The organism is Pedobacter sp. MC2016-15, assembly GCF_026239695.1.
GTDB lineage: Bacteria > Bacteroidota > Bacteroidia > Sphingobacteriales > Sphingobacteriaceae > Pedobacter.
This window is the reverse complement of the sequence record NZ_JAPIVS010000008.1, coordinates 129,577-142,248: the sequence shown is the minus strand read 5'-3', so window position 1 is coordinate 142,248 and position 12,672 is coordinate 129,577. Positions and strand designations below refer to the sequence as shown.

General features: G+C 46.6%; 11 protein-coding genes. 6 read left to right on the top strand and 5 right to left on the bottom strand.

Annotation, left to right across the window (positions count from 1 at the left end):
• Positions 1-49 precede the first annotated feature (49 nt).
• Genes OQY15_RS20510 through OQY15_RS20500 form a run of 3 tightly spaced genes read left to right on the top strand, consistent with a single transcriptional unit; the run spans position 50 to position 4,177 of the window.
• Positions 50-838 carry a 2Fe-2S iron-sulfur cluster-binding protein gene (locus OQY15_RS20510; protein ID WP_322973398.1) on the top strand — a complete coding sequence of 263 codons (789 nt, stop codon included), beginning with the start codon at positions 50-52 and terminating at the stop codon, positions 836-838.
• A gap of 20 nt (positions 839-858) precedes the next feature.
• Positions 859-1,884 (top strand): xanthine dehydrogenase family protein subunit M, encoded by a 1,026-nt coding sequence (locus OQY15_RS20505; protein WP_265793860.1) that lies wholly within the window; start codon positions 859-861, stop codon positions 1,882-1,884.
• Positions 1,885-1,888: 4 nt separating this feature from the next.
• On the top strand, positions 1,889-4,177 hold the full coding sequence (locus OQY15_RS20500; protein WP_265793859.1) for a xanthine dehydrogenase family protein molybdopterin-binding subunit: 2,289 nt from the start codon (positions 1,889-1,891) through the stop codon (positions 4,175-4,177).
• A 74-nt stretch (positions 4,178-4,251) separates the two neighbouring features.
• Here the strand turns inward: OQY15_RS20500 and OQY15_RS20495 are convergent, their stop codons facing one another.
• From OQY15_RS20495 to OQY15_RS20485, 3 genes are all read right to left on the bottom strand, one after another.
• Complete coding sequence (locus tag OQY15_RS20495) at positions 4,252-5,889, bottom strand: FAD-dependent oxidoreductase (protein ID WP_265793858.1); 1,638 nt, start codon at positions 5,887-5,889, stop codon at positions 4,252-4,254.
• A 121-nt stretch (positions 5,890-6,010) separates the two neighbouring features.
• Positions 6,011-6,871 (bottom strand): SDR family oxidoreductase, encoded by an 861-nt coding sequence (locus OQY15_RS20490; protein ID WP_265793857.1) that lies wholly within the window; start codon positions 6,869-6,871, stop codon positions 6,011-6,013.
• Positions 6,872-6,952: 81 nt separating this feature from the next.
• The gene (locus OQY15_RS20485; RefSeq protein ID WP_265793855.1) at positions 6,953-7,522 is read right to left on the bottom strand and encodes a Crp/Fnr family transcriptional regulator; all 570 of its coding nucleotides are present in this window, start codon (positions 7,520-7,522) and stop codon (positions 6,953-6,955) included.
• A gap of 135 nt (positions 7,523-7,657) precedes the next feature.
• Between OQY15_RS20485 and OQY15_RS20480 the strand changes: the two genes are divergently transcribed.
• Positions 7,658-8,566, top strand: a complete 909-nt coding sequence (locus OQY15_RS20480; RefSeq protein WP_265793854.1) for a glycerophosphodiester phosphodiesterase family protein — start codon at positions 7,658-7,660, stop codon at positions 8,564-8,566.
• A 113-nt stretch (positions 8,567-8,679) separates the two neighbouring features.
• On the opposite strand, the gene OQY15_RS20475 is transcribed toward OQY15_RS20480, so the two are convergent.
• Positions 8,680-9,360 (bottom strand): hypothetical protein, encoded by a 681-nt coding sequence (locus OQY15_RS20475; RefSeq protein ID WP_265793853.1) that lies wholly within the window; start codon positions 9,358-9,360, stop codon positions 8,680-8,682.
• Positions 9,361-9,501: 141 nt separating this feature from the next.
• Between OQY15_RS20475 and OQY15_RS20470 the strand changes: the two genes are divergently transcribed.
• A complete protein-coding gene (locus tag OQY15_RS20470; protein WP_265793852.1) occupies positions 9,502-10,251 on the top strand; it encodes a glucose 1-dehydrogenase in 750 nt (249 codons plus the stop codon).
• A gap of 79 nt (positions 10,252-10,330) precedes the next feature.
• On the top strand, positions 10,331-10,909 hold the full coding sequence (locus OQY15_RS20465) for a TetR/AcrR family transcriptional regulator (RefSeq protein WP_265793851.1): 579 nt from the start codon (positions 10,331-10,333) through the stop codon (positions 10,907-10,909).
• A gap of 3 nt (positions 10,910-10,912) precedes the next feature.
• Here the strand turns inward: OQY15_RS20465 and OQY15_RS20460 are convergent, their stop codons facing one another.
• A complete protein-coding gene (locus OQY15_RS20460; RefSeq protein ID WP_265793850.1) occupies positions 10,913-12,646 on the bottom strand; it encodes a patatin-like phospholipase family protein in 1,734 nt (577 codons plus the stop codon).
• Positions 12,647-12,672 lie beyond the last annotated feature (26 nt).

The window sequence follows — 12,672 nt, the reverse complement described above, 5'->3', positions numbered from 1 at the left end:
ATTTTTGAGTACTTAAGTCGTAACTTAGGAATACCTTCAAAGACATATTATGCAAGAAAACGCGAAATTCCCCGATCTTTCGGATGCGGAACGTAAAGCATTGGAAGAACTCATGCCGGATGAGATCAATGAGATCATCAGTTCCGGCATCAAACGCCGGCACTTTCTAAAACTCTTCGCGGTAACGGGCACAGCCCTGCTCGCTTCACATATGCTGGGCATAGAGCAGCTGATGGCCCGCAGCGCAGAGCTTTCTACACCGCCCCCCCTGCCGATCGAAAACGGCATTAACCTCAGTTTTAAAGTAAACGGAGCGACAAAGAAACTCATGGTAGATTCAAGGATGACCCTGCTGGATATGCTGCGGGAGCGTCTGGAACTCACGGGTTCGAAGAAAGGCTGCGACCATGGGCAATGTGGCGCCTGTACGGTGATTGTAGACGACAAACGTGTATTGTCATGCCTGACGCTTGCAGCAACCTGTGAGGATAAAAAGGTAACCACGATCGAAGGACTGGCGACAGGCAATGAGCTCCACCCTATGCAAAGCTCTTTCATTAAACACGACGGCTTTCAGTGCGGATACTGTACCCCCGGACAAATTTGCTCAGCCGTTGCCCTGATGGAGGAAGCAAAAAATGGCGAGGCGAGCTACGTCACGGCCAATGTGCGCGAAAAAAAGGCGGCGGTGAAACTCTCCGACGAGGAGATCCGCGAACGGATGTCGGGCAATATCTGCCGTTGCGGAGCTTATCCTAACATTGTGGATGCCATCCGCGAAGTGCATGGCGATAAGGCTGTTGCACAGCTATGGCAGTTTGCCGAAGGAACCAATTAAATTTCAGTAAAACGTTCGTTATGAGAGCATTTAAATATACCAATGCGCCGGATTCTGCCTCGGCAATCAGGACGGTATCTGCCAATCCTGCAGCGAAGTTCCTCGGTGGAGGAACAAATCTGGTTGACCTGATGAAAGAAGATGTGATGCATCCCACAGAGCTGATGGATGTGACACGTCTGAGCTATACAAAGATCGAGAAAAAAAATGATGGTGTATCCATCGGTGCCACGGCTACCAATTCTACTACCGCCAACCATGAGCTGATCCGTAAAAATTATCCGCTACTCTCAATGGCTATTCTGGCAGGTGCCAGCGCACAGATACGGAATATGGCCACAAATGGAGGCAACCTGAACCAGCGTACACGCTGCAGTTATTTTTATGATGTCAATATGGCCTGCAATAAACGTGAGCCGGGTTCTGGCTGCGCAGCTTTGAATGGGGTCAATAAAAACCACGCTATCCTGGGATGGTCAGAGAAATGCGTAGCTACCTATCCTTCAGACATGGCAGTAGCGCTGGCGGCACTGGACGCGGTAGTGCAGGTGGAGGGTCCGAACAACAGCAGCAGAAGCATTCCATTTGCAGAATTCCACCGGCTGCCGGCAGATCATCCCGAGAAGGATAATAACCTGAAACAGGGAGAATTGATTACGGCTATAGACCTGCCCGCAAATCAGCTGGCAGAAAAGTCCTACTACCTGAAGATCCGTGAACGTTCTTCATATGCTTTCGCCCTGGTTTCTGTGGCCGCAGCTTTGGTAACGGAAGGCGGCAGAATCAGCGAAGTCAGGATTGCCCTTGGTGGCGTGGCACATAAACCCTGGCGGGCAACTGTAGCCGAGAAATGGCTGACCGGCAAGGAAGCTACAACGGCAAACTTTAAAGCAGCAGCAGCGGCGGAAATGAAAAATGCAAAACCCCTGCAACATAACAAATATAAGGTGGGCCTCGCCCTGAATGCGATCACGCGCGCGCTTGAAGGGGCCATGCAAGGTGGCGCCTATGGAACGATGGAAGCAGAATCAACCAGCAAAAACTAAGATCATGAGCGAAACCGGTAAACCAATAAGCCGCATAGATGGCAGCATGAAGGTGAGTGGAAAGGCACTCTATTCTGCAGAATTTAACCAGCCGAACATGGCCTACGTTTTCCCTGTTAGGGCAACAATTGCGAAAGGAAAAATTGCTGCTATCGATGATACGGTGGCGAAAAAAGAACCTGGTGTACTCGCCGTGATCAGTCACCTGAACGCGCAAAAACTGAAACCCATGGATATGCAGGCACAAATGAAAGCAGGTGCAGCATTTCTCGGTGAAAATCTCCCGCCGCTACAGAGCAATGTGGTACACTACCCCGGGCAGTTTATTGCCATGGTTGTGGCCGAAACCTATGAGCAGGCACGTACTGCGGCGTATAAAGTAAAAGTGCGTTATACAAAGGAAAAAGCGGCGGTGGACCTGAAGGCAGAAATACCGAACAGCAAAAGGCCGAAGATGTTTATGGGCGAAGAGGCGCAGGTGAATGAAGGTAAAGCTGCTCCCCTGCTGGCTGCATCGGCACAAAAGGTTGACCATAAGTACAGCACGCCTGTGGAACATCATCACCCCATGGAACCACATGCTACGGTGGCAGTTTGGGATGGTAAGGATAGGCTGACGCTGTACGACGCTACTCAGGGTGTAGGATTGACGGGGGCCATTGCAGCATATTTCCTGGACCTGAAACCAGAAAATGTACGGGTGGTAGCTCCTTTTGTGGGCGGTGGTTTTGGTTCCAAGGGGCTTTGGCTGCATACGCTGATTGTGGCGATGGCTGCAAAGGCAGTCGGGCGGCCAGCGAAACTGGCGCTCACGCGGCAGATGATGCAAACCAATGTAGGACACCGTGCGGCAACTGTACAGCGTGTAGCACTGGCAACAGATACTAACGGAAAGCTTAGCGTGATGCGTCATCATACGGATACCTATAACAACCTTACCCAATTCTTTGAGCCCAGCGGCAAACAATCGCTTGTTCTCTATAAGGCTCCGCTTCGGGAAGTAACTTACAATGTGGCACAGCTGAACCGCAGTACGCCTACTTTTATGCGTGCCCCGGGAGAATCGCCAGGGACCTTCGCCCTGGAGTCTGCAATGGATGAGATGGCCTTCAAGATGAAGATCGATCCTATTGAATTCCGCATCCGGAACCATACAACGAAAGACCCTATGCAAGGGCATGATTTTTCCAGCGAGTACCTGCTCGACTGCTACCGTATTGGTGCAGAGCGTTTCGGCTGGTCGGCCCGCAGTATTGAACCCCGGCAGAAACGGCAGGGCAGATATCTGGTTGGCTATGGTATGGCAACAGCGACTTACCCCGGCGGACGTTCTGCGGCATCAGTGAAGGTGGTAATGGATGCGAAAGGCAAGGTGACAGTGTCAACGGCCTCTATAGACATCGGTACGGGAACTTACACGGTACTGGCACAGACAGTGGCAGACGCATTGGGTATTCCGGTGGATACCATCGAGGTGAGGATCGGAGATTCCAGTCTTCCGGCAGCGCCATTGGCGGGAGGTTCACAGACGACTGCGAGCATACATCCCGCAGCGGTGGAAGCATGTGTGTTGCTGCGCCGTGATTTAGCAGCACTGGCAATTGCCGATCCGGATTCGCGGCTGAGCGGGCAGCGTCTTGAAGAGATAGACTTCGCTAAAGGGAAGCTGTTTGTGAAAAGCGATGATAAAAAAAATGATAGTTATCTAAACATATTAAGCCGTTCAAAGCGAACTGAGCTGGAAGCTTGTGCCACGACATTGCCTGTTTCCGGCGCGGGACTTACGGTTCCCTCTGCACTGTGTACGCCACGAGAAACTCCGGCAGAGCAGAACAGCGATATCAAGCAGTATGCTTTTCATTCATTTGGAGCTCAATTTGCCGAAGTATGGGTGGATGAAGATTTTGGTACTATCCGCGTGAAACGCTTTACCAGTGTACAGGATGTGGGGAGGATCATGAATGAGAAAACTGCACGCTCGCAGGTGATTGGCGGAGTAATCATGGGTATCGGCGCCGCCCTGATGGAGGCGACGGACTATGATCAACGCTGGGGCAACCCGGTGACGCGCACACTGGCAGATTACCACGTTCCGGTGCATCTGGATGTGCCTCCTATAGATGTTCATTTTATTGGCAAGAATGATCCGCATATCTCCCCTATTGGTGCCCGCGGTATCGGGGAGATCGGGATTACAGGGGTATCAGCCGCGATTGCAAACGCCGTATTTAATGCTACGGGTAAACGGTTACGCGATCTGCCGCTGACACCTGAAAAGTTTTACGAGGTATAAAGCCGGAGCTCCCGGGGGTGTGGCGCGCCCCCGGGTCTGATCTCCGCATCTATCCAAAACACACTGCCATTTACCTAAGAAAGAATCTTTAATTCTGCCAAATACTGATGCACCTGGCTGATGGCCATTGAGCCTTCGCCCACTGCAGAGGCAACTCTCTTTACAGAACCTTTCCTGACATCGCCGACAGCGAAAAACCCGGGGATACTGGCCTCCAGGGCTTGTGGTTTACGTTGGTTGAATCTGGAGAATTCTGCCTGGTCTGTTTCGGGTATATCAATTCCTGTATGAATAAAGCCTTTATCATCCATAGATACGATGCCATTTAACCACTCTGTACAAGGCCTGGCACCGATAAAAGTGAATAAATTGGTTATACCAATGGTTCGTAGTTCACCATCGGTATCAAGTACCAAAGATTGCAGGTAATGCTCACCACTGAGCTGTATCACATTGCTGTTTTTATGTACAATGATATTTGGGGTCGTATTTATGCGCTGAACCAGATAATCGCTCATTTTTGATCCCAAATCATCCCCACGGATAACGACGTGAACTTCAGCAGCATGATCTGCCAGAAACAATGCCGCTTGCCCGGCGGAGTTTCCACCTCCTACTACGCCGACCAGCTCATTCTTACAAGCGGAAGCATTCATTCCTGTGGCGGAATAGAAGACACCGCTGCCTTCAAACTTCGCGACATTGTCGATAGGAATACGCCTGTAGTCGGCACCAGTTGCAGCAATGATGGATCTCGCTTTGATGTTCTTATCATTCGAGGCACACAAGGTGAAGTACTCCCCATTGTATTCCAGTTTTTCCGCTTTACGCGGAATAGAAATATTGCAGCCAAACTTCTGCGCCTGCATATAGGCTTTGTTGGCCAGGTCGTTCCCGGAAATTCCCGTAGGAAAGCCGAGGTAGTTTTCTATCTTGGAGCTTTTTCCTGCCTGCCCTCCCGGGGCGTTGCCATCAATAGTTACTACAGTAAGTCCTTCTGAAGCGGCATACACACTTGCTGCAAGTCCGGATGGTCCGGCGCCAACTACCAGCACATCATAAATCTCTTCCTGAAATTCGATGAGCACCCCGGTTAATTTGGCAAGTTCCGCGATGGATGGTTTTTTGAAGATCTGCCCGGACATGTCTAAAAGTATAGGCAGATCATCATTTGATAAGTTAAAGCCTTTCAGTAAGTCCTGCGCTTCAGTGGAAGCATCAGTATTTAGAAACGAATGCCAGATATGGTTCTTCTCCATGAAGTCGCGCAGTTCATATGTCTCCCTGGATTTTTCAGAGCCTATCACTTTGATACCGCCGCTGAGTTCTTTCAGCATGAAGTCCTGCCGGTGAAGAAATGCACTCAGCAGGACATCACTGATACCACTGTGTTTTGAAATGATATCTTTGAGAATATCAGCTTTAATCTGAAGAACTGTAGTCCCTTTGGCAGCATAGGCACTAAAGGGTATGCTTCTGTCTGATAACATGCTGTTATCACCAGTAAATTCATTGATACCGTGGACTCCCAGGTTATCCTCATTGAGCGGGTCTTTAACACAGATTTCCCCGTCGAGAACAACATATAAGTCGTATGAGCTATCTCCGGCTTCAAAGACTACAGCTTCATCTTCATAAGTGATTACAGTACCAAATTCTTTAAGCGTACTGATTTGTTTTTGGGTCAATACCGGAAATCTTGGATCAGTCATTTTGTGTGATTGTTTGAGTAGAAAAACAAATGTGCACAACCCTACAAAAGAAAAAGATGACCTATGTCTGAAAAGAATGTAGACAAATGTCTATGAGATGTCCGGTATTACCGATAAATATCTAGTACAGAAGCCCTTTGAGGCCAAAGGCCGTCATTACGTTTGCAAATTCAACTTTCACCGCATCATTGGCTGCTCTCACAATATCTCCTGTGGAAGGGTCTGCTACAGTTCTCAATGGTCTCTCCCCTTTCGGCAGATTGATCAAATCAACCACAGCATCAGCTACAAGCTGCGGATCAGGTTGATTTTTTTCGAACATCTGGGCAATAGCAGCAAACATCTGCTGCGGATATTCTTCCAGAATTTTGTATCCCTCATCAACAGAAGTATCAGATCCGGCCAGGTTCTTTTGCGCCATCTCAGTAGGAAAAGCTCCGGGCTGAAGGATGACTGCATCAATTCCCAGCGGTCTTACTTCATAATGCAGCCCCTCTACTAATCCTTCAAGCGCGAACTTTGAAGCACCATAAATAGCTGAGAAAGGAAAGCTGAATGTTCCAAAGCCACTTGAAACATTAATGATCAGTCCTTCGGATTGTTTACGCATGTAGGGCAATGCCATTTTCATCAATCTCCATGGGGCGATTACATTAACATCAAACATTCGCTGCAGGTCAGCCGCCGTGGATGCCTCAGCCACACCGAACATGCTAACGCCTGCGTTATTTACCAGCACATCTATCGTACCTTCTGCAGCAATAATTGTATCTATAGCATTCTGCAGACTTGCTTCGTCAGTGAGCGACACGTCCAGAACTGTTACATTTTCTACTGCTGCCAAAGCTTTTGCCCTCTCCGCATTTTTTCCATTAGTGTCTCTTATGGTAGCGTAAACCTTATGCCCCAAAGCTGCAACACTATGAGCGGTAAGCCATCCGAATCCACTGTTTGTTCCTGTAATTAAAACAACTTTTTTCATGATCTTTATTTGTCTTTGAATTAATAATACAAAGATGGATGTCTGAACATGAAAACCATTTACCATTTGGTAAAAAGCAAGTTAGCGGATATTTTTTCGGATTCTGCTGAGTGAGGGCTGGGTGATACCGAGATATGAGGCGACTTGAGAAAGCGGTACGCGGTTGAGTACATTTGGAAATTTTTCCATGAAGGACAGGTAGCGGGTAGTGGCATCTTCAGATACCAGGGGGCTTCTTCTGTCTATGGTCTCCATCAGACATTTTTTGACAATTTTGTTTTCAATCCTATCCCAGTCGAGGATAGTATTACCGATATCGTCCCAGTCTTTTTTTGAGAACACCAGCATTTTGCAGTCGGTAACCGCCTGCACATATTCAGTAGCAATAGCATTCAGTTCAAACTTTGCATAATCTGTAGCAAAACTGTTTTCATCAATAAAGTAGTTGGTGATTTCATCTCCTTTATTGTTGTAATAGCAGAAACGTACGATTCCCTCCAGGACAAATCCTACCCGATTGGGAATTTTTCCGGCTTCAGAGAAGTACTCGTCTTTTTTAAGCTCAAGGTACTTTGCCTTGCTGAGAATGAGGTCAATCTGGTGCTGGTTCAAATCGCCGAACTGTAAAATATAATCGATGATTTCTTTCATGGATGGAAGTTAAGACTAATCATCCGTACCTCTCTTAACATATGGTAAAAAGTAAAGAGAGCTGGTTCGCAAAGTATCCATAACAGTTACTTAACATGCTACCATTAACTTTGGCAAATGTAAATACTATACTTTATGATCAAAATTAATTCATTGCTCGTACAGCTTTCGTTGTCGGTTATTTGCCTGTCCGGCTTTGCCCAATCCAGTCCCACGGAAAAACTGAACGAAGTTTTTAACCCAAAAAGTAATACTGTGCTGGTCACTGCCCATCGTGGCGACTGGCGCAACACGTCTGAAAACTCTATCCAGGCACTTAAAAACTGTGTATCTATGGGTGTAGATATCATGGAGTTGGATTTAAAGAAAACCAAAGATGGTCACTTAGTGATTATGCATGATGTGACGGTAGACCGCACCACAACAGGTAAAGGGAACGTATCAGATCTTACGCTTGCAGAAATTAGATCTTTGTATCTCAGATCTGGTACAGGACATAAATCGGCACACCGTATACCTACCTTTGACGAGATTCTCGCGGAGTCAAAAAAGAAGATCATCATTGATGTAGATAAAGGTTACGATTATTTTCCGGAGGTGATCAAGGCACTACGTGCCACAGGAACAGTTGCTGAGGTGATCGTAAATGTTGCCGGAAGTACGCCCCTCTCAGACATCGAAAAGGAACAAGGGCCAATCGCAGAAGATATCACTATTATGGTAGTGGTGAATATGAAAAGACCTGATGCCGCACAGATTATTGAAAGTTATAAAAAGCACAAAAGAACCATTATCCAGGCGAACTTCGACGACGACTCGTTGCCGGTATTGAAAAACCTGAGCAGCTACAGGGAATCTTACGGATTATGGATCAACAGCTTATGGCCAGAGCAAAGTGGTAACCATGATGATGACCGAGCTGTTGAACAAGGTATGAAAGATGAAACCTGGGGATGGCTGGTTAAACAGAGGGCCAATATGATTCAAACGGATCGCCCGAAGGAATTAATCCAGTATCTGCAGGATAAGAAATTGCACCCGTAGCACTTATTCTCTCTACGCTTTCAGAAGGACAATGTTTCACCGCATTGTCCTTTTGTGATTTAAAACATACGACGCATCTTTTCCTGGCAGCACCCTTGTGGCTGATCTAATTCTTATTTTGTAAGACATCCAGTTGTGGGTTTCTTCAGAAATTTGATCAGTAACTGATATGGCTTGAATACTGTGGCTGCCGGGGGACAATCAACTTCCCGGTTAGGCAGCGTTTCTGGTCGGGGATTGTCGGTTGCCTTTGAGCGGATTACATACTTCTTTTCGAGGCACTTAAGGGGCCGCCCCTTCAGCATATATGTTCTTTTTTCAGTGATATTATCTTTTGTTGAACCTTCGGGACCACTCTCAAAAGACCAGCTTATACTTTTTGTATGGGCAAAGAACAATGAGCTGTCCTGTATGAAATAGCGGTCTGTTGCCGAGTAATGATCATATTCATGATAGTTGTGCACGATCATCCGGAGCTGTTTGTTTTCAGTAAAGTAGCTGATTGTTCCGCCCTTTTCTCCGTCACATGAGTATTTAAATACAGCAGAGTCCAGACCTCCGTTCTGGAATTTTTTAATGATGCCTGCATAGGCTTTTTGTATTTGCGCCACAGTTGCCGGTAGCTGCGCACTTGCAACAACTTTTTTCTCCCGGGTAGATGGGGAATCTTTAAAGGCAGCAGGCTGAGATACCTCATCTTCTGATTCCGATTTTCCGGTACACCCTGCAACACCCAGAGCAATCAGGATGATCAATTGATAAATGGGCAGTAATAGATGATTTTTAATTTGCATATCAATCATGCTCAAAAACTATGCATTTCTCGGTCAGCACCTGAATATTACTAGTAAATTGTCATCAATAATTCAAATAAACCTTATTGTACCAATCGATACAATTACATCATTATGTTTGTGTACCAATTGGTACAATATATGAAAAAACTAGAAAATAAAGTAGCAGTAGTTACAGGTGCATCCAAAGGAATCGGGGCTGCAATCGCAAAAAAACTTGCCGAAGACGGCGCAGCAGTTGTTATTAACTATGCCTATTCGAAATCTGATGCAGAACGTGTCATCAGTTCTATTCATGAAAAAGGGGGACGGGCTATAGCAGTGCAGGCTGATATCGCAAAGGCCGATGATGTCAAAAACTTGTTAGCTGAGACGATCAGGGAATATGGAAAGGTAGATATCCTGGTCAATAATGCAGGGATCTATGAATGGGGTCCGTTGGAATCGGTCACCGAAGAAGCATTTCAGCGTACTATGAACTTAAACGTATTTGGCTTACTGATGGCTTCTCAAACTGCCGTAAGTTATTTTAGTGAAGATGGCGGCAGTATCATCAACATCGGTTCTGGAGTATCTTCTGCCCAACCGGCCGGAAGTGCACTCTATACCGCCAGCAAAAGTGCGGTTGACTCCATTACCAGGGTTCTTTCAAAAGAATTAGGCCCGAAGAAAATCCGTGTAAATTCTATCAATCCGGGTATGGTGAATACAGAAGGCGCACGTAAAGGAGGTTTTATCGGCAGCGAAACTGAAAAACAGTATGTTGGAATGACTCCTTTGTTACGCGTGGGCGAACCGGAAGACGTGGCATTGGTAGCTTCTTTCCTGGCATCGGAAGAATCACGCTGGCTGACTGGTGAGCTGATTTCAGCAAGCGGAGGCCTGCGTTAGAGATAGTTCAGCGCATTTTAACCTTGACTACAGAAAAAATTCAATAACTTTGTCTCAATAGACGAAGTTATTGTTAATTATGAGAACAAAAGATTTCGATGAGGAAGAAATACTGAGGAAAGCTGTCAATATCTTTTGGGAGAAAGGTTACAATGGTACCTCATTGCACGATTTAATTGACGGGCTTGGAATTGGCCGTTCGAGCATCTATCATGCCTTCAAGGATAAACATGCCTTGTTTGTGAAAGCGCTTGATCTTTATCAAACAGAAAACACTGCAAAAATCGAAGGTGTTCTCAACACCGCCCCATCCCTAAGAGCTGCTTTGGAAACCCTGCTCAATAATGTAATTTCTGACGTATTCCTTGAAAACCATCCAAAGGGCTGTTTCAAGATCAATTCTGAAGTTGAGGTAGCGGGATATGATCAGATTGTATGTGATCTGGTGAGTAATGATAATCTCCGTATTGAAGAGGCTTTAGTCAGCGCGTTTACAAAAGCGCGGGAGAGCGGAGAAATCCATTCTTCAAAAGACCCTGCAGCGCTAGCCCATTTCTTCTGCGTGACCATTTCCGGAATGCGGGTATATGCAAAATTTAGAACCGAGCGGCAATTTTTCGAAGATAACGTCAAACTTGCGATTTCCATTTTGGATTAGTTGTTACCGTTTAATCATAAAGTATGGATCCTGATTAAACCGTGCCCAATCTGCCAGAAGTTGGGCTTTTAGCGCAGTGCAGGCCGAGGCATCAAAAGCTGGGTCGGCAGCACAAGGCAAACCGGTCTTCTCCAGCCTGATTACGTGTTTTAAGAGATTATAACAAGTCGTGAACTGACCGGTAGCAATCACGGCTTCCCTCATTTGCGCTTTAACATGATGCTGGTCGAACCATAATGTGGTAGGCATTAGTCTTGCGCTTTCGGCTGTTTCGATCAATTTGACTGAGGGCTTGGGGATCTCCGCAGACTCATCATCAGACATAGAGTTAAACCCAAGTACCTTCACCACTTCAGTATCCTGCACTGCTTTCTGTTTCACTTTACTCAGATCATATATTGCATTGCTGATAAAAATCGGGGAAAGCTCCGGATCACTGTACACCATATTGTAATAATGTCTGCGGATCTGCTTCAGGTAGATATCTTCGGTGAGCAAAAAAACGGATTTCAGTCGCGCGAGCAGCATCTGTGACAATACCTTTAGCCCAATTCCCGTAAAGTATTTACCATATTTGAGACTGACAATGAGCCAGGTGCTTTTTGTGCTTTCGGCGCTTGAGCGGGCTTTAGAAATGGCGCCTTCGAGCCACAGCCAGATGAAGCCTGCTGCAAGTGTAAGAGGCACCAACAGATACATCCAGCTGCGCCACAAAGAAGTGAAGGAAGTGATCACCAGCAGTGGCAAAATCAAGCCAGCGACCAGCAAAATGTTGTTCAGCGAGCGCAGGCTGGAGCCATTTTTCTTGCTTTTTGGCGCAACCGGCAAGGTATAACCATCCATAAAATAGCTCGTCACATCTGTGGCGATAATCAGATCAAAAATAGGCAATCCCGCCCTGAATCTTCTTTTATGAGCCAGAACAACACTGTCAATAGCCTGATTGTCCGCAATTCCGCCATCCATCAAACCAAAGCCCTTACTCAACTCCTTAAATTCTTCATCTACCAGCAGGTCGTTAGGTTCGCCAGGAACGCTGAAAGGATTGGTTTTGAAAGTGATGGCATCGGAAAGTTCCTCAATGCCGAGATTTTTATGGCTGAAATCATCAGGAAACAAAAATGGCTCGAAGCCCCCGGGGAAACAGGATGAACAGGCCAGGATATCGCCAAGTTTGAGCTGATCTGCTACGGCCAGATCAGAACGGTTGAAATAGATATAGTTGTTTCCCACCCTGCCCTTCGGAAAGTTCGTATTGTCCTGACGTGTTTGAAAGCGGAAGCTGATCCCATTGCTGAATTCAGTAGCATTGACGGTAATTTCTTCCAGGTGAGTGCCGGCAATCCTCCTGCTGTAAAGTTCCATCGTCTTTCCGTCAAGGATATCGCTATCATCATAGGCGATGGAGAAAGCATTGATGAGGTTCCTGCTCTTTTGCGGGCGCTGCTTCCAGACGTTGTCATCAGCCAGAATTTTGAATACTTTTGCCATCAGTTCATCGCCTTCAAAAATCTTGAAGAGCTGCTGATAGATCTGATCGAAATTTTTGCCATCACAGATGCCGGCAGCATATGCCAGGTTGGTGATACTGCCTCCCGAGGTGGAACCAATAAACCGTACCTTGTCCAGCAAGGAACCATCTCCATGCCTGAGACCGTTGAGGTAGGAAAGTGTGCCGAGGGAAAAGGCTGCAGCGCGAAAACCACCACCAGAAAAGGCTAATGCGATATTATTCATTGTATCATTTTGTAATTATCAGCAAA